Here is a 19,335-nt window from a genome sequence, read left to right on the forward strand (position 1 = left end):
CTTGGTGGCTCCTCCCTTCGTTGTCCTGCTGCTGCGGATTGTGTGCTGCGTGGTCTGTGGTGTTCGGTGAGGTCTACTTCTTGATCGCGCTGCCGTCGGGGGCCATGGCGTACCAAGTGCCGCCCACGCCCTGGCCGTTGGTGTCACCGGGCTTCTTGTCACCCGCGAAGGTGTACATCGGCCAGCAGTCGATGCTCTGCTGCTTGAGTCCGTCCGGACGGTTCAGGACGACGTAGCCGCGACGGCCCTCGACCTTGTTCTCGATGCCCTTGGTGTCGGCGGCGTCGACCGGCTCGACGACCGGCCACTTCTCCAGGCACTCACCGACGCAGTTCGACTTCATCGGCCACGGGACGTCCTTCTCGAAGCGGTAGACCGTGTAGCCGTTCTTGTCGACGACGACCTCGCCCAGCTCGGGGTCCTGTCGGGTCGAAAGGCCGGGCAGGTCGGCGGCCTCCGCCCCGGCGTCTTCACCGACTCCGGCCTCTGCGGCGCCCGCCGCGGCCTTCTTGCCGTCGGGCGCCGACGCGTACCAAGTCCCTTGCACACCCTGGCCCTTGGTGTCACCGGCCTTGGTGTCCTTCGCGTACCGGTACAGCGGCCAGCCGTCGAGGGTCAGCTGCTTCGTGCCGTCGGCACGGGTGACCTCACCGAGCAGCGTCTTGTCCATGCCCGCCGCAGCGGTGGCGTCCGAGGCCGGGACCGGGGGCCAGGCCGTGGCGCAGTCGCCTTCACAGTTCGTCTTCGGCGGTGAGGCGGTGTCCTTGTCGAAGCGGTAGAGCGTCATGCCGGCGCTGTCCGTGACCACTTCGCCGAGGGCCTTGTTCTTCTTCACGGCAAGCTGGCCGGCGGTCTGCGCCTGCGCACCGGCGCCGGCCTGTCCCGCACCTGCAGTAGGCGTGCTCGTACCGGCCCCGTAGTCATTGCCAACCCCATTGGCGGCGGGCGCCGCCCCCACGTTCTGGCTGCCCGTCTGGGGGGTGTCCGAGCCGCACGCAGTCGTCAGCGCCAGGGCCGCAGCGGCCGCTACGAGGGAGGCGCTCCGCCAGGAGGTCTTCATTTGGGTAACTCCCCGCTAATCACTCAGCTGTTGCGGCGCACCACTGCGCCGCGTATGGCCCTAGGTACGGGTGGGAACGCCTCGAGCGTTCAACCGGCTCACAAGATTCTTTGAGTGACGCCTGTGCCCCTTGCGCCGTATGTGACTCGCGCGTAGCTCCCCATCGCCGGAATGGCTTGTTCTCGCCGTTCTCACGCCGTCGCGACGGCGGCCGGTGCCCCATTCGGGCCACTGCGATCGCGCATGCGGGCGGACCTTTTTAGCGTTTCGACCATCGAGGTGCATGTACGGCGCAAGCGGAAAAGGTCCGCGGCTGCTCCTCGGGACCCGGAGGATTCACCATGCGCGCGATATGTGTCGCTTCGGCCGCACTGCTGGGCGCCGGCGCCCTGGCCCTGGCCGCACCGGCGGCCGTCGCCGCAACGGGCGGCGAACGCGGGGCCAACTCGTTCGGTTTCGATGTCTCACCCACGACCGTCGCCGCGGGCGACGAGGTCACACTGAACGTCTGGGGCTGCGCGACCGAGGTCAAGGTGTTCTCGAGTGCCTTCGATCCTGTGGTGATCCCCAAGGGGCAGCACTCGGCCACGGCCACCGTCGGCTGGAAAGCCGAGCCCGGCACCGTGCAGGTGACCTTCCAGTGCGAGAGGGAGGACGGGAACAAGGATCTGACCATCGAGGCCGGACGGCAGTCGGGCCATGGCCAGTCCAACATGCACGCCCAGAAGGGCGTCAAGGCCGGTGCCGGCGGCACCATCGCCGGTTTCGACCCGGGCGACATCGGCCTGGGCCTCGCACTCGTCATGGGCTCGGTCGGCGCGGCCTACCACTGGTCACACCGCCGCACCACCGGCGAGGACAACTGACCCGAGCACAACTGCCGTTCACCTTCCAGCTCTTCGCCCCGGACCGCGCGGTCCGGGGCGAAGAGCTGGAAGGTGTGTACTGCGTCAGGCCTTGTTCTCTCAGACCTTGTTCTCGGAGCGGCGGCGCATCCAGAACACCCCGCCGCCGACAAGCGCGAGGCCCAGCAGGCCGCCGCCGATCGCCATGTCGGTCGGCGTGGCCCCATTGGAGCTGCTGCCGCCGAGACCACCACGGACGCCGCCGATGACGGTGAAGGCCTGAGGCTTGGTGAGGGTGCCCGTGCCGACGCAGTTGACGGTGATGTCGTAGGTACCGGGGGCGGCCGTCTGGTTGATGGTCGCGACCCCCCTGGCCGTCTCGCTCCCCCTGGACATCGCGTCGTGCCCCCTGTCGTGGTGATCCTTGATCGGCTCAAGAGGCGTCCGCGGGAACGCAGGCGACGTCATGGTGCCGCCTCGCGGGCAGCCGTCGACCGTGACCGTCAGCTGCCCACCCCGGGCGATGACGCTGGGCGTGGCGACGATGTTGCTCGGGCTGGTGCTGAAGCCGTCCCGGGCCGCGGCCATGGGGGCGGTGAGCCCGAGGGTGGCGAGGGCTGTCGCAGAGACCGCCAGGGCACGAGTGGTACGCATGTGATCCTCCGCGGAAGGCGCCCCGGGAACCGTCCCCGGGTCGAATCGGCGAGAAAACGCCTCCCAGACGAACCCTCAGATGGCTTGCTCGGGGCCGCATTTCGAGAATGCTCCGTCCTGGTGAGAGGAACGCCACGGATAAGGAACACAATCGGATATTGCCGCAGGTCACGGACCGTCAGAAATTTCCAGACCGCTCAGACTCGGATGGCGCACCGGCTTCGCGGCGGCCACCCGTTCGCGCGTCTCCCGTCGCCTGCCGGGAACCTTGGACTTAGCGTTCTCGTATGCGCGAGTGACGCGGCGACGGCCGCGTCGAGAGGGGTTTGCGAATGTCTGCGTCCGAGCTGGCCGAAGAGGAGGAGCGGCAGAGGAAGCGCGCTCCCTGGGGCGTGCTGGCACTTGTTCTGCTGACCGGTCTCGCGCTCATTCGAAATGGCTCGGGAGAATTCGACGTGGGCCCTCCGCAGCCCGCGACAGCGGCGGCCGCCAAGAGCCGTCCCCCCGGAATCACCCGCTCGAACGGGCCGGCTCCCCTGCCATTCTCCGTGGTCGACCGCATCAGCATCCCTGCCATCCAGGTCGACGCCCCGGTCATGCCCGTAGGGCTCGACGTGGAGGGCTGGGTGGATGCGCCCCCGCCCGAGGACCCGAATCTCGCGGGCTGGTTCACCGGCGCGGTCTCGCCCGGCGAAAAGGGCACGGCCGTCATGGTCGGCCATGTGGACAACAAACAGGGCCCCGCCGTCTTCTTCGGTCTCGGATCCCTGAAACAGGGACATCGCGTGGAGGTCACGCGCAAGGACGGGAAACTCGCCGTGTTCGAGATCTACGGCATCGAGGTGTTCGACAAGAACAACTTCCCCGGCGACCGGGTCTACGGAGACACCGGAACTCCCGAATTGCGCGTCATCACCTGCGGAGGCGGCTTCTCCCAGCAGAACGGCTACGACGGGAACGTCGTCGCCTTCGCCCGCCTGGTCGAGGTTCGCTGAGCGTTCCGGACCGGGCGGGAGAAAGCCCGTGGAATTCCGTCGACCCTCCCGTCACATCCGCGGATTCTCGTCTGAATCCGCGGATTCTCATCGGTCCACGTGAGCCGGTCTACGTGAGCCGGTCCACGTGAGCCGGTCCACGTGAGCCGGTCTACGTGAACTGCCGTCGGGGCACGGTGAGGTGATAGCCCGAGTCCAGCAGTCGCGGCAGATAGTCGCGCAGCGCCCGGATGCTCTGCGAACGGTCGCCGCCCGCGTCGTGCGCGAGGACCACGACGCCCGGGGCCGCGCCCTTCATGACCCGGCGCTCGATGGTGCGCGCACCGGGTTCCTTCCAGTCGAGGGTGTCGACGGTCCAGGCGAGCGGCTCCATGCCGAGTTCGGCGCCGAACTCGAAGACGGCCCGGTTCCAGGCCCCGTACGGTGCGCGGAACCAGCCGGGCCGCTCCCCGTACGTCTTCTCGATGATCTCGCTGGTGCGTTCCATCTCGGAGCGGATCGCGGACCGGCCCAGCCCGGTCAGCAGCGGGTGGGACCAGGTGTGATTGCCGACGATGTGTCCCTCGTCCGCCATCTCCCGGAGCATGTCCTTGTGCTCGACGACCATCGAGCCGCACACGAAGAACATCGCGCGGACGTCGTGGGCCTTGAGGGTGCGCAGGACATGGGGGGTGTAGCGGGGGTCGGGGCCGTCGTCGAAGGTCAGCACCATGGTGGGGCCGCGCCCGGCGATACGCAGGAAGGGTTCGTGCCGTACGAGGGTGCGCCCCGGTGCGCTGCGCAGGGGGCCGTATCCGGCGATGGGCTGGAGCCTGTAGGCAGAGGGCCTCAGGGCGCCGGCATCCGGGGCGCCCGCGGCAGGGTTCGCGGGGGGCCCGCCCGGCGGCGGGGCCGGACCGGCGGCGAGAAGGCGTGCCGTACCGCCCGCTCCCGCAGCCCCCAGGACTGCGGCGCCACCGACGAGCAACGCCTTGCGCCGGGAAAGCATTTGATCCTTTTTCATGACTAATCAGTCGCCCGGCCGGCGCTCCGAAACGCACACCGACACCTGTACGGCCGCACGAAAACACCCGTTGGAACCACCTCGGCAACGGCACACGAGCGCAAACGTTAGCGCCTCTCACGCACAGTCAGCACGCGCACTCGGCCGGTTCCCCGAGCGCGGCCGGACCTGGGCACTCCGATAACCTCGGCGCCGTGACGGAACAGCACTCGCCAGGGCACTCACAGGAGTTCGAGCGCGGCACGGACGGGCCGAAGGTCATCGTGGCCGGCGTGGATGGCTCCGACTCCTCATTGCGCGCCGTGGCCTACGCCGCCGGTCTGGCCCGGCGGCAGAGGGCGCTGCTCGCCGTCGTGTACGTCCAGCCGGTGCTGGCGGCGGGCAGCGCGGCCGGGGCTCCGGTCGCCGATACGACCGACGAGATCGCCCGGGGGCTCGTCCGGGACATGCACGAGGCGACCGAGCAGGTCAAGGACATATTCCAGGTCCGCTGGGAGTTCCACACCTTTCGCGGCGACGCGTACAGCGGTCTCGTGGCCGCGGCGGACCAACTCAAGGCGGACGCCGTCGTGGTGGGAGCGTCCGAGCAGTCGGGGCATCGCTTCATCGGCTCGGTGGCCGTCCGCCTCGTGAAGGCCGGGCGATGGCCTGTGACGGTTGTGCCGTAACCCGCGGGTAGCTCTTCCGCCACAGCTGCCACTGGGTCATCATGATCCTGCCAAGAGCCGATTACCGTCTGCGAAGAGGTGAGGCACATGGCCGGGCTCAGAATGGGCGAAGGAATTCTCCGCCGCAAACCCATCGAACGTATCGATGAGACGGAAGCCGGCGAGGGCGCACGCCTCGATCGCTCGCTCGGCCTGTGGCAGCTGACCGCGATCGGTGTCGGCGGCATCATCGGCGCCGGCATCTTCACGCTGGCCGGCACGGTGGCGAACGGGACGGCGGGGCCCGCGGTCCTCGTGTCGTTCCTCATCGCGGGCGTCGCGAGTGCCGCGGCGGCGCTGTCGTACGCCGAGTTCGCGGGCCTCATCCCGAAGGCGGGCTCGGCCTACACGTACGGCTATGCGGTGCTCGGCGAGTTCGCGGGCTGGTTCATCGGCTGGGACCTGCTCCTCGAGTACACGGCGATCGTCGCGGTGGTCGCGATCGGAATCTCCGGGTACTTCAGCTTCCTGGTCGGTGAGATGGGGGCCGATCTGCCCAACTGGATGCTGGGCGCGCCGAGCACCGGCGACGGGCACAAGGTCGACCTGTTCGCGGCGGTGCTGTGCCTGCTCATCGCGTACCTGCTGAACCTGGGCATCAAGAACGCGGCCCGGTTCGAGATGGTCGTCGTCATCCTGAAGGTCGCGGTGGTGCTCCTGGTGATCGGCGTCGGCGTCTTCCACATCGACACGGCGAACTACAACCCGTTCTTCCCGTACGGGGTCGGCGGGGCGTTCACGGGCGCGGCGACCGTCTTCTTCGCGGTCTTCGGGTACGACGCCATGTCGACGGCCGCCGAGGAATCGAAGGACGCTCAGCGCCATATGCCGAAGGCGATCATCTACTCCCTCGCCATCTCGATGGTGCTGTACGTGCTCGCCTGTCTTGTCCTGACGGGTATGCAGGACTACCCGGACATCGACAAGGAGAGCGGCTTCTCGACGGCGTTCCAGTCGGTGGGCCTGGGCGGGCTCGCGAACGTCATCGCGGTCGGCGCGATCATCGGCATTCTCACCGTGATGTTCACGTTCATGCTGGGTGTCACCCGTGTCTGGTTCTCGATGTCCCGCGACGGGCTGCTGCCCAAGTGGTTCGCGAAGACGCATCCGACGCGGCATGTGCCGACACGGGTGACCTGGATCGCAGGCGTCGCCTCGGCCGTCATCGCCGGGTTCCTGCCGATCGGCGAGGCGGCCGAACTGACCAATATCGGAATCCTGTTGGCGTTCGTCGTCGTGTGCGTCGCGGTGATCGTGCTGCGCTACAAGCGGCCCGACCTGCCGCGCACCTTCCGTACGCCGTGGATGCCGTTCGTGCCCGCGGTCGGCGTCGTCTTCTCGATCTGGCTGATCACGTTCCTGCAATGGCAGACGTGGGTGCGGTTCGCCGTGTGGTTCCTGCTCGGCCTCGTCTTCTACTTCGCGTACTCGTACCGGCGCTCGGAGCTGGCCAAGGCGGAAGCGGAAGCGGCAGCGGCAGCGGCAGCGAATTCGGAGACGACTGGGCCAACCTCTCCATGAAGCGGAGACTACTTCCCCATGACGAGCCCGTCCTCGGCCGCGCCCCGGCTGAGGACGACCTGGCGGATCCGGTCGCGCACGGCGCTCTGGTCCGGCGCCTCGTTCAGGTTCACGACACGATGGGAGCCGACGTCGAACCACTGCGGTACGAACTCGGCCTTCTCGACCTTCCACCGCCCGCCGGGTTCGGCGGGCGGGGCGAAGGTGAAGCGGCCGATGGTGCTCTCGTTGCCGCGGGGGTCGTGGGCGCCACTGTGGTTGACCATCGCTCCGGCGATCTGGTCGCCCATGCCGTAGACGACCCAGGTTCCGTTGACCTTCTCGTACGCCTGCGGGACATGGGCGTGGGTGCCGAGGATCAGATCGATGGCGGGGCGGCCGTCCGTGCGGGCTTCGGTGAGCTGCCTGCTCAGCCGCAGCTGCTGTGCGTCGGGCGCGTCCTGCCATTCGGTGCCCCAGTGCAGGGAGAGGACCACGACGTCGGCGCCCGCCTTCCGGGCGGCGCGGGCGTCCGCGAGGATCCTGTCGGGGTCGATCAGGTTCACCGCCCAGGGCCTGTCCTCGGGCAGCGGGATGCCGTTCGTGCCGTATGTGTACGCGAGATGGGCGACCTTGGCGGGGCCCGCCCGCAGGAGGGTGGGTGTCCTCGCCTCGGCGGCGGTGCGGGCGGATCCGGCGTGCCGTACGCCCGCCCGGTCGAGTGCGTCGAGCGTGCGGTGGATACCCGCGGCGCCGGCGTCGAGGGTGTGGTTCGAGGCGGTCGAACAGGCGTCGTAGCCGCTGGCGGCGAGGCCCGCGGCCACCTCGGGCGGCGACTTGAAGAGGGGGTAGCCGGAGTAGTCGCCGCTCGCGCCGTACACCGTCTCCATGTGGCAGATCGCCAGATCGGCCCGGGCCACAACGGGCTGCATGCCCGCGAGCATGGGACGGAAGTCGTAGCCGCTGCCGCCCGCGTCCGCGTTCGCCTGGCGGATGACCGAGCTGTGCGGCAGGACGTCGCCGGAGGCGACGAGCGTGAAACGGGCGTTCGCGGCGTGCGGCGCGGGATCGCCGGACCGCGCGGGCCGCTCCCGCTCCTGCTCCTGCTCCGGCTCCTGGCAGCCGACGGCCGCTGTGAGAAGCAGGACCGCCAGGGCCAGTGTCGTGTGTCGCCTGCGTGTGGTCTTCAAGCCGGCTCCCGTGCGGTCGTATTTGATTACTAACAACTACGAATCCACCCAGAGACGACACAGGGGTCAAGGAGCCATTCCGGCCAGGTAGCTGAAACGGCCCCACTCGGTGTCTTCCGGACCACCCGGGCCCCGCGAAAGAGCCGTTCCGGCCAGCCGAAGGGCTGGGGTGTCAGCGACCGGCCACCCCCGATCGACCGTTCATCGCACCGTTCGTCGACAGCTTCGACCGTCCGCCGACGATCCGCGTCCATGGCCTGTCCCGACGGAGCGGCCTGCGCTGACATACGGCCATGACGGCCGCCACGACCATCACGAGCAGGACGACCGCCGAGCACGAGCTGGCCGAGTTGCAGCGGGAGCACGGCGCACCACTCTTCGCCCTGTTGCTGAGGCTCTCGGACGGAGACCGGCAGCGCGCCGAGGATCTGGTGCAGGAAACGCTGGTACGCGCCTGGCAGCATCCCGAGGCGCTGCGGGCCGACGACTTCGACTCGGTACGGCCCTGGCTGCTGACCGTGGGGCGACGGCTCGCCATCGACGCGCGCAGGGCCCGTCAGGCGCGGCCCGCCGAGGTCGGGGACGCCGTACTGGAGAGCGCGCGGGTCTGCGCCGATCACGCGGAAAGGTCAGCCGCCACCCTCGATGTGCGCGAAGCTGTGAAGACACTCACTCCCGAGCACCGGGAAGTTCTGGTGCAGGTGTATTTCCGCGGTGCGAGTGTTGCAGAAGCCGCCGCGGCGCTCGGGATCCCGCCCGGTACCGTGAAGTCCCGCGCGTACTACGCGCTGCGCGCCCTGCGCCGGGTACTTCCGGGATACGCGGCCGACCTGCGGTGAAACCAATGGTCGAGTCAAACCTCCGTAAAGCGCCTTGCCGAGACCCTCTGTTGAGTAATCGGCTGTCCTCATCCGTGTTCCGGAATGGGGCCCGGGGTCGGGCGACGCGCACGCACCGGAGGAAGGCAGGAAAGGATGCTGCACAGAGGCCACGAGAGCACGGACGGCACCGGCGGCGGTGAACTCGTCGTTCCCATGGCGTGGTTGTACGCCGAGTACATCGCTGACGAGCTGTTGCGTACCGGGGACCTGATGCCGCCGACGTCATTCGAGTTCCGCGCCGGGCGCGACGCGCTGGCGCTGACCATCTTCCTGTCGGACACGAGCGGTGAGCTCTCCGGCATCCGCGTCGTCTCGCAGCTGGAGACCTGGCTTTCGCTGACGGCGTACGACCAGCCGTGGCAGGACTGGGTGTGCGAGCGGCTTGCGGCGCAGGCGGCCGAGGCGGTCGACTCGGGAGGCCCCGCGCCGGACCTGGAGCTGGCGACGGCGGCCTGGCGCTGGCTGGAGGAGACCGAGCTTCTCGCGCCGGACCTGGACGCGGTGCCGGGCGGGGGCCCGGTGCCCGGCGAGGACGACGGCCCGAAGGTGTGGACGCCGGCCTGGCGGCTGGGGCTGCCGTTGGGGCACCTCGCGATCCATCTCTTCTGATCCGTGATCTTTCCGTTCTCCGAACTTTTCTGATCCGCGACTTTTTTTGGTTCCCGACCAATCCGCGGGCGCTCCGGCTCCGAATCTCCTGGTTGGTTTCCTGCGGGGCTTGAGTGATTCGGCGTTCTCGTGCGTACCGGTGGGCAAGTAGCTACTCCTAGCTCTCACCATCGCCACGAGGATGAGGTATGAGGTCCCTGGAACGCCATCGCGACGTCGGCGCCTATGCGCTCGGCGTGCTGGACGCTGCGGATGCATTCCGCTTCGAGGACCACCTCATGGAGTGCCCTCAGTGCGCGATGCAGATACGCGAACTCGCCCCCACGACACGGTCCCTGCGGGCGTACGCCGAGGCGACTCCGCGCACTGTGAATCCCATGACCAGGCCCGGCCCGGCGCTGCTCGACCGGCTGCTCGAGGACGTGGCCCGATCACGCCGCAAAGGGCGTACGCGCTGGCTGTTCGCCGTCGCCGCCGCGGTGGTGATCGCGGTGGGCGGGCCCGCGGTCGCGGTGCTCGCCGGCGGATCCGACGCGGACGGACAGCGGGTCGCCGCGACCGACCCCGGTACGGGTGTGTGGGCCGAGGTCACCACCCATGACCGGGCCTGGGGCAGCGACATCGATTTCATGGTCAAGGGCATCTCCGAGCCCCAGCCCTGCGAGCTCGTCGCCATCGGCAGCGACGGCTCGGAGGAGACCCTGATGAACTGGCAGGCGGGCGGCGGCACACCCAGCCCCATGCAGGCGTCCGCGTCGATGAACACCGACGAGATCACCGGGTACGAAGTGCGCACGGGCGACGAGACGCTCGTGAAGCTCAAGGCTCCCTGATCCCCCGGGCCACTCCTGATCCCCGGGACTGCATCAGGACGCCTACTTCAGGAACTTCGACAACCTGCGGTCCGCGAGGGGCTTGCCGCCCGTCTGGCAGGTCGGGCAGTACTGCAGGGACGAGTCGCTGAAGGACACCTCGCGGATCGTGTCGCCGCACACCGGGCAGGGCTCCCCGGTGCGGGCGTGCACCCGCAGCCCGCTCTTCTTCTCCGCCTTCAGCCGTCCGGCGGCCACACCCCGCGAGCGCTCGACCGCCTCGGTGAGAGTGGTGCGCAGCGCCTCGTACAGGCGGTGGGTCTCCTCGGTGGTCAATGAGGCGGCGAGTTTGAAGGGGGACATCCGGGCGGCGTGCAGGATCTCGTCGCTGTAGGCGTTCCCGATGCCCGCGATCAGACTCTGGTCGCGCAGCGCGCCCTTGAGCTGGCGGCGCTCCCCCTCGAGCAGCTTGGCGAAGCGTCTCTCGTCGAAGTCGTCGGCCAGCGGATCCGGGCCGAGCCGGGCGACGCCCGGGACCTCGCCGGCATCCCGTACGACGTACACGGCCAGCCGCTTCTGCGTGCCGGCCTCGGTGAGGTCGAAGCCTTCGCCGGTCTCCAGAGCGACCCGCATCGCGAGCGGGCCCTTCCCCGGCCGGGGCGGGCCGTCGGGCAGGCGGTCCTTCCACTGGAGCCAGCCCGCGCGGGCCAGATGCGTCACGAAGTGCGGGCCGCCGCCCGTCGACAGGTCCAGAAACTTGCCGTGCCGGTGCACGGCCGTGACCTCACGGCCCTCGAGGGCGGCGAGCGGCGGATCGTACGTCTTCAGGACGCTGATCGCGACGGGCAGCACCCGCACGATCTCATGGCCGACGAGGTGCTCGGTCAGGAAGTCCTTGAGCGCCTCGACCTCGGGAAGTTCCGGCATACGTCCAGAGTGCCACCCGGTGGCGACGACGCCATGCGCGGCAGTTGTCAGCTTCGTTCCGGAACGATGAACTCGCACCACACGCACTTGCCGCCGCCGCGCGCCTCCACGCCCCACACATCCGCGAGGCGGTCCACCAGCAGCAGACCGCGCCCCGAGACCCCGGACTCCCCCGCCTCGCGGCGGCGCGGCAGGGCGCTGGAGGCGTCCTCGACCTCGACGCGCAGGCGGCGGTCGGAGCCGGTGAGGGCCCTCAGGGTGACGATCGCGGAGCCCTCGGTGTGTATCAGGGCGTTGGTGATCATCTCGTCGGCGACCAACTCGACCTCGTCGGCGCGGTCCTCGGCGTCCCAGGCCGCCACCGCGGCGCGGATCATGTGCCGGGCCCCGGTGAGCGCCTCCGGATCGCCCGGCCCGATGTGCTGCTGGAGCCGTCCGCCGGACTGCTGCGCGACATGGCCGAGGCGGCGCAGCAGGAGCAGCGCGACATCGTCGTCGCCGCCGCGTTCCTCGGCCACGTCGATGAGCCGGTCGGCGAGGTCGCGTACGTCGTCGGGGCCCGTGTGAACGAGTGCCTGGAGCGTCTTCATCCCCTCGTCGAGGTCCACTCCCGGCTGTTCGACGAGCCCGTCGGTGTACAGCAGCAGGGTCTGGCCCGGGTCGAGTTCGAAGGTGTCGACCTGGTAGTGCAGCCGCCCGAACTCGGCGGACAGACCGAGCGGCAGTCCCCCTTCGACGGACAGCCGGTGGCAGCTGCCGTCCGGGTCGCGCACCAGCGGGTCGATATGTCCGGCCCGTACGATCTGGACCACTCCGGTGGCCAGGTCGGCCTCCGCGTAGGTGCAGGTCGCGAAGCGTTCGGTGTCGAGTTCGTCGAGGAACACCGAGGCGCGGGCCATGACGGTGGCGGGTGTGTGGCCCTCGGCGGCGTAGGCGCGCAGCACGATACGCAACTGGCCCATCACGGCTGCCGCGTGGGTGTCATGGCCCTGCACGTCGCCGATGACGGCGCCGACCCGGCCGCCGGGCAGCGGGATGACGTCGTACCAGTCGCCGCCGATGTCCCGGCCCAGCGAGGCCGAGCGGTAGCGGACGGCGATGTCGGCGCCGGGGACGCTGGGTATGGAGCGCGGCAGCATGGCCTGCTGGAGGCCCTGGGCAAGGTCCTTCTCCTGCTCGTAGAGCATGGCCCGCTGGAGGCTCTGCCCGATGCTGCTGCCCAGGGCGACCAGGACGTTGCGCTCCTCCGCCGTGAAGCCCCGCTTGTCGTGGTAGAGCAGGCCGAGCGCGCCGATGGGGCGGGCCTGCGCGATCAGCGGCAGATAGGCGGCCGAGGTGATGTGCAGGTCGGTTATGTGTGGCCACAGCAGAGGGTACGACTCGGCGAAGTCCTCCGGTGACTCGATGAAGCGCGGGGTGAGGGTGCGGACGACCTCGCTCATCGGGTACTGCTCGTCGATGCGCGTGACCCGGGTGCCGGGTACGAAGCTGCCCGTGGGCCCTTCGGCGACAAGGCGGATCCGCCCGGCCTCCACGAGGCCCATGACCAGGCTCGTCGCACCGAGGTGGGTCAGTCCGTGGGTGTCGGTGAGGACGTCGATGACGTCCTGGACGGTGCGGGCGTGCGCGAGCGCTGCGGTGGCGATCTGCACGACGTTCGTCTGCCGGCGGCGGAACTCGTCGAGCGCCGCCTGTTCGCGCTGGGCCTCGCTGTCGATCAGCTCCTGGGTGGCGTCGCGGATGATGCCGATGACGCGACGCGGCCGGCCCGTCTCGTCGCGCCGGATGTAGCCCTGCGTGTGGGTCCAGCGGAGGGTGCCGTCGCGGCGGCGTATGCGGAAGTACGCCCCGTAGTTCTCGCTGCCGTCCTTGATGGCCTGGGAGACATGGGTGTCCAGGCGGTGGGCATCGATCGCGGGCACTCGCGGGGCCAGGGTCTCGAGGCGACCGTCGTACTCGTCGGGAGACACGTCGAAGATCTCGTGGGCCTGGGGGTCCATCTGCATGATGCCGGTGTCCAGGTCCCAGTCGAAGCTGCCCATGCGGTTGAGCGCCAGGATCGGGTCCGGGTGGGCGGGCCAGTCGTCCGGGAGTGACAGGGCGCTCGCTCCCCGATCAACCATGGGGATTACCTTGCCAGGGTTTGGCCAAATCTTCGACTTCTCGTCACCACCGAGATCTGAGCAGATTCGACTCGCACCCCGGGGAAGGAGTCACGATGAAAGCGATGAACAGCGCAACCATCAATTGAGGAACCACGACGGCGATCAACCAGGTCCGCGAGAGCGGCGCCGGTTTAGGCGCAAAGGAGGGAGCTGGCGACGTGGAGTGGTTCACCGCCCCCGAGTACTGGATGAGCCGGCTGGTCTTCCAGCGGGCGCTGGCCGTCATGTATCTCTTCGCCTTCCTGAGCGCGGCGCTGCAGTTCCGCGCGCTGATCGGCGAGCGCGGCATGCTGCCGGTGCCCCGTTTCGTCGCCCAGGTGCCGTTCCGGCGGGCACCCAGCGTGTTCCACCTCCACTACTCCGACCGTTTCTTCGCGGCCTGGGCATGGACCGGCTGTGCGGTCTCGGTCGCGCTCATCGCGGGCCTGGACGGTCAACTGCCGCTCTGGGGCGGCATGCTGCTCTGGCTCGTCCCCTGGGTGATGTATCTGTCGATCGTGAACGTCGGGCAGACCTGGTACTCCTTCGGCTGGGAGTCCCTGCTCCTGGAGGTCGGCTTCCTCGCCGTGTTCCTGGGCAACGACGAGGTCGCCCCGCCGCTCGTGGTGTTCTTCCTGCTGCTCTGGATCCTCTTCCGCCTCGAGTTCGGAGCCGGGCTGATCAAGATGCGCGGCGACGCCTGCTGGCGGAAGCTGACCTGCCTCGACTACCACCACGAGACACAACCGATGCCTGGCCCGCTGAGCTGGTTCTTCCACCATCTCCCGAAGCCCTTCCACCGGGCTGAGGTGGCGGCCAACCACTTCACCCAGCTCGTCGTCCCCGTCCTCCTCTTCGCCCCGCAGCCCATCGCGACTGCCGCCGCATCCCTGATGATCGTCACCCAGCTGTGGCTGGTCCTGTCGGGCAACTTCGCCTGGCTGAACTGGATCACGATCGTGGTTGCGCTGTCGGCCGTGGACTACGGAGTGACGCGGGGCCCCTCGGACGCTCCGCTCTGGTACGAGATCGTGGTCCTGGCCGTCGCAGCGGGGCTGGTCGCCCTCAGCTACCGTCCGGCCCGCAATCTGGTCTCGCGCCGCCAGGTCATGAACCGCTCCTTCGACCCGCTCCACCTGGTCAACACCTACGGGGCGTTCGGCAGCGTCAGCCGGCTGCGGTACGAGGTCGTCCTCGAAGGCACCCTGGACGAGCTGCCGCGCGCGGACTCCGACTGGCGGGAGTACGAGTTCAAGGGCAAGCCGGGTGATCCCCGGCACTGGCCGCGCCAGTTCGCCCCGTACCATCTGCGGCTCGACTGGCTGATGTGGTTCGTGGGGCTCTCCCCCGCGTACGCCGGCTCCTGGTTCGGCGCCCTGGTGGAGCGGCTGCTGGAGAACGACCGGGACACCCTGCGGCTGCTGCGACGCTCCCCGTTCCCTGCGGACCAGCCGCCCAGGTACGTACGCGCGAGCCTGTACCGCTACCGCTACACGACCTGGCGCGAGCTGCGCGAGACGGGCGCGTGCTGGCAGCGGACGTACGTACGGGACTTCCTGCCGCCCACACGGCTTGAGGCCGCCGTTCAGAGGGCGTAGACGCGCCTCGCGGTGCCCGCGAAGACCTCGGTGCGCTCGCTGTCGCTCAGCCCGGCCGTCAACTCCTCGGCGGCGTCCAGTACTTGGGTGTACGTGGCGGCCAGTGTGCACACCGGCCAGTCCGAGCCGAACATCAGCCGGGACGGACCGAAGGCCTCCAGCACCGTGTCCGCGTAGGGTGCCAGATCGCTCACCGTCCAGCTCTGCGCGTCCGCCTCCGTCACCAGGCCGGACAGCTTGCAGACGGTGTTGGGCAGCGCTGCGAGCACGCGGACGTGGGAGGCCCAGGGTTCGAGCTCGCCCGTGGCGATGGGCGGTTTACCCAAGTGATCCAGCACGAAAGTGAGTTCGGGGTGGCTCTCGGCGGCCTTCACACAGGCGGGGAGCTGGTGCGGCAGGACGACCAGGTCGTGGACGAGGCCCGCCGCGGCGACGGCGGTGAGTCCTCGGCGTACGTCCGGGCGCAGCAGCCACTCGGGGTCGGGCTCGCCCTGGACCTGGTGGCGGATGCCCCGCAGGTACGCGCCACCCCGGAGTTCCGCCAGCCGCGCCAGCTCGTCGGCGACGTCCGGCCGGGTCAGGTCGGTCCAGCCGACGACTCCCCCGATCAGCTCGGTCTCCTCCGCGAGGGCCAGGAACTCCGGGGTCTCCTCGGGCACGGTGATCGTCTGCACGAGGACGGTGCGGTCGACTCCGGCGGCCCGCGTCTCGGGTTCGAGGTCCGCGAGGGTGAAGTTCCGCCGGAGCGGCTGGAGCTCGGGGCCGGTGATCCAGTCCTGATCGCGTACGGAGAGGTCCCACACATGGTGATGCGCATCGACGATCGAACGTCCGGTCACGGCAGCTCCCAGACGACCGGCAGGCCCGCCTCCGCACCCTCGGACGAGTAGTCGTGCACCACGTCCAGGAGCTGGGCCATCCGTGCCTGCCAGGCGATGTTGACCGGCAGTTTCTCGAGCTCGGCGAGGAGCCGCCCGTAATCCTCGCACTCCAGGACATGGAACAGGTCGGTGCCGCTGCGCCAGATCGTCCAGGAGGTGGCGCCCCCGGCGCGGATCGCGTCCGTGAGCTCCTCGGGGACCTCGCGGTGCGCTGCCTCGTACTCGGCGATGCGGTCGGCGCGGACCTTGGTGTGCAGGGCGATCCTCACGCGGGCTCCTCTCCTGCGTCGGGGGTATGTACGGGGATCGGTGCCTCCTCGGGCAGCAGCTTGGCCTCCCGCAGCTCCTGCCAGAACTCCGCCGGTACGTCCGTGGTGAACTGCCGTACGGAGTCGCGGACTTCGTCCGCCGAGCGGGTGCCGACGAGGACGCTCGCGACGGCGGGGTGCGCGAGCGGGAAGGCGAGGGCGGCGGCACGCAGGGTGGTGCCATGGCGTTCGGCGATCGCCTTGATGCGCAGCGCCTGGTCCAGCAACTCCCTTGGCGCGGAAGCGTAGTTGTACGTAGCTCCCGGCTTCGGGTCCGCCAGGAGGCCGGAGTTGAAGGCACCGCCGATGACGACGGACGTGCCGCGTTCCGCCGCGGACGGCAGCAGTTCGGTCAGGGCCCGCTGGTCGAGGAGTGTGTAGCGGCCCGCGCACAGCACCACGTCGACGTCGGTGTCGCGGACGAAGCGGGTGAGCATCTCGGCCTGGTTCATACCGGCGCCGATCGCACCGACGACGCCCTCGGAACGCAGCTGTTCCAGGGCGGGGTACGCCTGGTCGAAGGCGTCGGTGGCGTGGTCGTCGGGGTCGTGGAGGTAGACGACGTCGACGCGGTCGAGGCCGAGCCGCTCCAGGCTCTCCTCCAGGCCTCGGCGTACGCCGTCGGCGCTGAAGTCCCAGACGCGGCGGTGGGTGGCGGGCACGGCGAAGCCGCCCGCGAGGTCGTCGCCGGTGACCTCGTCGACCGGCTCCAGGCGTCGGCCCACCTTGGTGGAGACCGTGTACCCGGACCGGCCGCGCAGCATCGCGCCGACGCGCCGCTCCGACAGGCCGATCCCGTAGTGGGGGGCCGTGTCGAAGTAGCGGATCCCCGCATCCCAGGCGGTGTCGAGTGCGGCGTACGCCTGCTCGTCGCTCACCGGCGTGAACAGGCCCGCGATGCCCGCGGCGCCGAAGGCCAGCTCGGTGACCTGGACGCCGGATCGCCCCAGCCGCCGGGACCGTGTCGGCGTTCGCATCACTGCCCCGCGGGGCGCAGCCGCAGCCCCTGCATGCCGCCGTCCACCGCGAGTGCCGTGCCGGTGGTCGCGCCGGACAAGGGGCTCGCCAAGTAGGCTACGGCGCCCGCGACTTCTGGCGCGGAGACGAGCCGGCCGGTGGGCTGGCGGGCTTCCAGGGCGGCCCGTTCGGCGGCGGGATCCGCCGCGGCGTCCAGGAGGCGGCCGACCCATGGGGTGTCCGCGGTGCCGGGGTTCACGCAGTTGACGCGGATGCCCTCACGGACGTGGTCGGCGGCCATGGCAAGGGTCAGCGACAGGACTGCGCCCTTGGACGCGGAGTACAGGGCGCGTTGCGGGAGGCCCGCGGTGGCCGCGATGGAGCAGGTGTTCACGATGGCCGCGTGCACGGACTCGCGCAGGTGGGGCAGGGCCGCGCGGGCCGTACGCACCATGCCGAGCACGTTGACGTCCAGGACCCGGTGCCATTCGGCGTCGTCGTTGTCCTCGACGGTGCCCTGGGCGCCGATGCCCGCGTTGTTGACCAGCACGTCGAGTCCGCCGAGGTCCGCGACGGCGGCGGCGACGGCCTGGCGTACGGAGGTGTCGTCGCTGACGTCCGCCTGGTATCCGAGCAGGGGCTTGTCGACGCTCGACGGGTCCAGGTCGAGGACGGCGACCTGGGCGCCGCGAGCGGCCAGGAGTTCCGCGGTGGCCCGGCCGATGCCGGACGCGCCGCCCGTCACCAGCGCTTTGAGCCCCGCGAAGTCATGGGTGTCGGTCATGCCGCTGCCCCCTTCTGGCCGGTGACCCGCTGATCGGTGGATGCCTGCTGGGCGAGGTCGGCGGCCCAGAACGTGCCGCCGGGGAACGTGAATTCGGCGAGCGTCTCGGGTCGCATGGTGGCCGAGAAGCCCGGCGCGGTGGGTGCCATGTAGTGACCTTCTCTGATCACCACCGGGTCGAGGAAGTGGTCGTGCAGATGGTCGACGTACTCGATGACCCGGTCATCAGTGGTGCCGGAGAGGGCCACGTAGTCGAACATCGAGAGATGCTGGACGAGTTCGCACAGGCCGACGCCGCCCGCGTGCGGGCAGACGGGCACGCCGAACTTGGCCGCGAGCAGCAGGATCGCGAGGTTCTCGTTGACGCCGCCGACGCGGGCCGCGTCGATCTGCAGGACGTCGATGGCCCCGGCCTGGAGCAGCTGCTTGAAGACGATCCGGTTCTGGACGTGCTCGCCGGTGGCGACCTTGACCGGTGCGACGGCCTTACGGATCCTCGCGTGGCCGAGGACGTCGTCGGGGCTGGTGGGCTCCTCGATCCAGTACGGGTCGAACTCGGCGAGCGCCTTGGTCCACTCGATGGCCTCGTCGACGTTCCAGCGCTGGTTGGCATCGATGGCCATACGGATACCGGGCCCGACGACGGAGCGGGCCACGCGGCAGCGGCGCATGTCGTCGGCAAGGTCAGCGCCGACCTTGAGCTTGATCTGGGTGAAGCCGTCGGCCACGGCCTGGCGGGCAAGGCGGGTGAGCTTCTCGTCGGAGTAGCCCAGCCAGCCGGGCGAGGTGGTGTAGCCGGGGAACCCGCGTTCCTTCAGCAGTTCGGTGCGTTCTGCGGCCCCCTCTCTGCCGCCTCTGAGCAGGTGGAGCGCGTCCTCGGGGGTGAGGACGTCCGCGATGTAGCGGAAGTCGATCTGGGAGACGAGGAACTCGGGGCTGGCGTCGGCGAGCAGCTGCCACAGCGGCTTCTGGGCGCGCTTGGCGGCGAGGTCCCACACGGCGTTCAGGACGGCCCCGATCGCCATGTGCATCACGCCCTTCTCGGGTCCGAGCCAACGCAGCTGGCTGTCCCCGGTCAGGTCCCGGGCCAACGACCCCGGGTCCGCGCACAGTTCGTCCAGCGACCGCCCGAGGACATGCGGGCGCAGCGCGTCGATCGCGGCGACCTGGACCTCGTTGCCCCGCCCGATGGTGAAGGTGAATCCGTGCCCCTCCGGCCCGTCCTCGGCGTCGGTGCGCAGCACGACGTACGCGGCCGAGTAGTCGGGATCCGGATTCATCGCGTCCGAGCCGTCGAGCTCGCGCGAGGTCGGGAAGCGGATGTCGAAGGTGTCGACCGCGGTGATACGGGAGGCGGCAGGTGAGGACACAGAAGTGCCTTTCGGTCAGGAACAGGGAAGCGGACTTTGCCGAAGTCCGGTGCGGTACCGCGCCCCCAAGGAGGCCGCAGGCCTTTCAGGGGCGCGGGGCTGTATCAATG

19 protein-coding genes are annotated in these 19,335 nt (G+C 69.6%); 8 read left to right on the forward strand and 11 right to left on the reverse strand.

Annotation, left to right across the window (positions count from 1 at the left end):
- Positions 1 to 73: 73 nt before the first annotated feature.
- Positions 74 to 1,060, reverse strand: coding sequence for an SCO0930 family lipoprotein (locus ACGFNK_RS23835; RefSeq protein ID WP_393418939.1), 987 nt, complete (start codon positions 1,058 to 1,060; stop codon positions 74 to 76).
- A 341-nt stretch (positions 1,061 to 1,401) separates the two neighbouring features.
- On the opposite strand from ACGFNK_RS23835, the gene ACGFNK_RS23840 reads away from it, so the two are divergent.
- Positions 1,402 to 1,926, forward strand: a complete 525-nt coding sequence (locus ACGFNK_RS23840; protein WP_393418941.1) for a hypothetical protein — start codon at positions 1,402 to 1,404, stop codon at positions 1,924 to 1,926.
- Between the two features lie 99 nt (positions 1,927 to 2,025).
- On the opposite strand, the gene ACGFNK_RS23845 is transcribed toward ACGFNK_RS23840, so the two are convergent.
- Positions 2,026 to 2,559, reverse strand: coding sequence for a hypothetical protein (locus ACGFNK_RS23845; RefSeq protein ID WP_393418943.1), 534 nt, complete (start codon positions 2,557 to 2,559; stop codon positions 2,026 to 2,028).
- A gap of 332 nt (positions 2,560 to 2,891) precedes the next feature.
- On the opposite strand from ACGFNK_RS23845, the gene ACGFNK_RS23850 reads away from it, so the two are divergent.
- Positions 2,892 to 3,554, forward strand: a complete 663-nt coding sequence (locus ACGFNK_RS23850; protein ID WP_393418945.1) for a class F sortase — start codon at positions 2,892 to 2,894, stop codon at positions 3,552 to 3,554.
- Positions 3,555 to 3,705: 151 nt separating this feature from the next.
- On the opposite strand, the gene ACGFNK_RS23855 is transcribed toward ACGFNK_RS23850, so the two are convergent.
- Positions 3,706 to 4,557, reverse strand: coding sequence for a polysaccharide deacetylase family protein (locus ACGFNK_RS23855; protein WP_393418947.1), 852 nt, complete (start codon positions 4,555 to 4,557; stop codon positions 3,706 to 3,708).
- A gap of 194 nt (positions 4,558 to 4,751) precedes the next feature.
- Between ACGFNK_RS23855 and ACGFNK_RS23860 the strand changes: the two genes are divergently transcribed.
- Both ACGFNK_RS23860 and ACGFNK_RS23865 read left to right on the forward strand, forming a co-directional pair.
- Complete coding sequence (locus ACGFNK_RS23860; RefSeq protein WP_393418949.1) at positions 4,752 to 5,225, forward strand: universal stress protein; 474 nt, start codon at positions 4,752 to 4,754, stop codon at positions 5,223 to 5,225.
- Positions 5,226 to 5,312: 87 nt separating this feature from the next.
- Positions 5,313 to 6,785, forward strand: a complete 1,473-nt coding sequence (locus ACGFNK_RS23865) for an amino acid permease (protein WP_393418951.1) — start codon at positions 5,313 to 5,315, stop codon at positions 6,783 to 6,785.
- Between the two features lie 8 nt (positions 6,786 to 6,793).
- Here ACGFNK_RS23865 and ACGFNK_RS23870 read toward each other — a convergent pair whose 3' ends face one another.
- The gene (locus ACGFNK_RS23870) at positions 6,794 to 7,954 is read right to left on the reverse strand and encodes a CapA family protein (RefSeq protein WP_393418953.1); all 1,161 of its coding nucleotides are present in this window, start codon (positions 7,952 to 7,954) and stop codon (positions 6,794 to 6,796) included.
- 293 nt (positions 7,955 to 8,247) lie between these two features.
- Between ACGFNK_RS23870 and ACGFNK_RS23875 the strand changes: the two genes are divergently transcribed.
- The 3 genes from ACGFNK_RS23875 (at position 8,248) to ACGFNK_RS23885 (ending at position 10,277) form a co-directional block, all read left to right on the forward strand.
- Positions 8,248 to 8,793, forward strand: coding sequence for a sigma-70 family RNA polymerase sigma factor (locus ACGFNK_RS23875; protein WP_393418955.1), 546 nt, complete (start codon positions 8,248 to 8,250; stop codon positions 8,791 to 8,793).
- Positions 8,794 to 8,928: 135 nt separating this feature from the next.
- Entirely contained in the window at positions 8,929 to 9,444 is a 516-nt protein-coding gene (locus ACGFNK_RS23880; RefSeq protein ID WP_393418957.1) for a hypothetical protein, read from the forward strand.
- Positions 9,445 to 9,632: 188 nt separating this feature from the next.
- Complete coding sequence (locus ACGFNK_RS23885; protein WP_393418959.1) at positions 9,633 to 10,277, forward strand: zf-HC2 domain-containing protein; 645 nt, start codon at positions 9,633 to 9,635, stop codon at positions 10,275 to 10,277.
- A 42-nt stretch (positions 10,278 to 10,319) separates the two neighbouring features.
- Here the strand turns inward: ACGFNK_RS23885 and ACGFNK_RS23890 are convergent, their stop codons facing one another.
- Both ACGFNK_RS23890 and ACGFNK_RS23895 read right to left on the reverse strand, forming a co-directional pair.
- Complete coding sequence (locus ACGFNK_RS23890; RefSeq protein ID WP_393418961.1) at positions 10,320 to 11,183, reverse strand: Fpg/Nei family DNA glycosylase; 864 nt, start codon at positions 11,181 to 11,183, stop codon at positions 10,320 to 10,322.
- 47 nt (positions 11,184 to 11,230) lie between these two features.
- A complete protein-coding gene (locus ACGFNK_RS23895) occupies positions 11,231 to 13,306 on the reverse strand; it encodes a SpoIIE family protein phosphatase (RefSeq protein ID WP_393418962.1) in 2,076 nt (691 codons plus the stop codon).
- Between the two features lie 200 nt (positions 13,307 to 13,506).
- Here ACGFNK_RS23895 and ACGFNK_RS23900 point away from each other — a divergent pair, with 200 nt between their 5' ends.
- On the forward strand, positions 13,507 to 14,925 hold the full coding sequence (locus tag ACGFNK_RS23900) for a lipase maturation factor family protein (protein WP_393418963.1): 1,419 nt from the start codon (positions 13,507 to 13,509) through the stop codon (positions 14,923 to 14,925).
- Here the strand turns inward: ACGFNK_RS23900 and ACGFNK_RS23905 are convergent.
- From ACGFNK_RS23905 to ACGFNK_RS23925, 5 genes are read right to left on the reverse strand one after another with little or no spacing between them, the layout of a single operon-like run.
- Complete coding sequence (locus ACGFNK_RS23905) at positions 14,913 to 15,764, reverse strand: amidohydrolase family protein (protein WP_393418965.1); 852 nt, start codon at positions 15,762 to 15,764, stop codon at positions 14,913 to 14,915. The two genes, ACGFNK_RS23900 and ACGFNK_RS23905, sit on opposite strands and share 13 nt — an antisense overlap.
- Positions 15,761 to 16,075: an L-rhamnose mutarotase gene (locus ACGFNK_RS23910; RefSeq protein ID WP_388668944.1), complete on the reverse strand. Its 315-nt coding sequence runs from the start codon at positions 16,073 to 16,075 to the stop codon at positions 15,761 to 15,763. The genes ACGFNK_RS23905 and ACGFNK_RS23910 overlap by 4 nt, the downstream gene beginning before the upstream one ends.
- Positions 16,072 to 17,091, reverse strand: coding sequence for an aldo/keto reductase (locus ACGFNK_RS23915; RefSeq protein ID WP_393418967.1), 1,020 nt, complete (start codon positions 17,089 to 17,091; stop codon positions 16,072 to 16,074). Before ACGFNK_RS23915 ends, ACGFNK_RS23910 begins: the two co-directional genes overlap by 4 nt.
- Complete coding sequence (locus ACGFNK_RS23920; RefSeq protein WP_393418969.1) at positions 17,091 to 17,855, reverse strand: SDR family NAD(P)-dependent oxidoreductase; 765 nt, start codon at positions 17,853 to 17,855, stop codon at positions 17,091 to 17,093. The genes ACGFNK_RS23915 and ACGFNK_RS23920 overlap by 1 nt, the downstream gene beginning before the upstream one ends.
- Entirely contained in the window at positions 17,852 to 19,225 is a 1,374-nt protein-coding gene (locus tag ACGFNK_RS23925; protein ID WP_393418971.1) for an L-fuconate dehydratase, read from the reverse strand. The genes ACGFNK_RS23920 and ACGFNK_RS23925 overlap by 4 nt, the downstream gene beginning before the upstream one ends.
- Positions 19,226 to 19,335: the final 110 nt, after the last annotated feature.

This window comes from Streptomyces sp. NPDC048825, assembly GCF_043198355.1.
Classification (GTDB): Bacteria; Actinomycetota; Actinomycetes; order Streptomycetales; family Streptomycetaceae; genus Streptomyces; species Streptomyces xiangluensis.

Coding starts and splice junctions, on each gene's coding strand:
- ACGFNK_RS23920 (WP_393418969.1), bottom strand. CDS start 17,855: ATGACCGACACCCATGACTTCGCGGGGCTCAAAGCGCTGGTGACGGGC.
- ACGFNK_RS23890 (WP_393418961.1), bottom strand. CDS start 11,183: ATGCCGGAACTTCCCGAGGTCGAGGCGCTCAAGGACTTCCTGACCGAG.
- ACGFNK_RS23895 (WP_393418962.1), bottom strand. CDS start 13,306: ATGGTTGATCGGGGAGCGAGCGCCCTGTCACTCCCGGACGACTGGCCC.
- ACGFNK_RS23885 (WP_393418959.1), top strand. CDS start 9,633: ATGAGGTCCCTGGAACGCCATCGCGACGTCGGCGCCTATGCGCTCGGC.
- ACGFNK_RS23915 (WP_393418967.1), bottom strand. CDS start 17,091: ATGCGAACGCCGACACGGTCCCGGCGGCTGGGGCGATCCGGCGTCCAG.
- ACGFNK_RS23875 (WP_393418955.1), top strand. CDS start 8,248: ATGACGGCCGCCACGACCATCACGAGCAGGACGACCGCCGAGCACGAG.
- ACGFNK_RS23840 (WP_393418941.1), top strand. CDS start 1,402: ATGCGCGCGATATGTGTCGCTTCGGCCGCACTGCTGGGCGCCGGCGCC.
- ACGFNK_RS23850 (WP_393418945.1), top strand. CDS start 2,892: ATGTCTGCGTCCGAGCTGGCCGAAGAGGAGGAGCGGCAGAGGAAGCGC.
- ACGFNK_RS23855 (WP_393418947.1), bottom strand. CDS start 4,557: ATGAAAAAGGATCAAATGCTTTCCCGGCGCAAGGCGTTGCTCGTCGGT.
- ACGFNK_RS23880 (WP_393418957.1), top strand. CDS start 8,929: ATGCTGCACAGAGGCCACGAGAGCACGGACGGCACCGGCGGCGGTGAA.
- ACGFNK_RS23865 (WP_393418951.1), top strand. CDS start 5,313: ATGGCCGGGCTCAGAATGGGCGAAGGAATTCTCCGCCGCAAACCCATC.
- ACGFNK_RS23845 (WP_393418943.1), bottom strand. CDS start 2,559: ATGCGTACCACTCGTGCCCTGGCGGTCTCTGCGACAGCCCTCGCCACC.
- ACGFNK_RS23835 (WP_393418939.1), bottom strand. CDS start 1,060: ATGAAGACCTCCTGGCGGAGCGCCTCCCTCGTAGCGGCCGCTGCGGCC.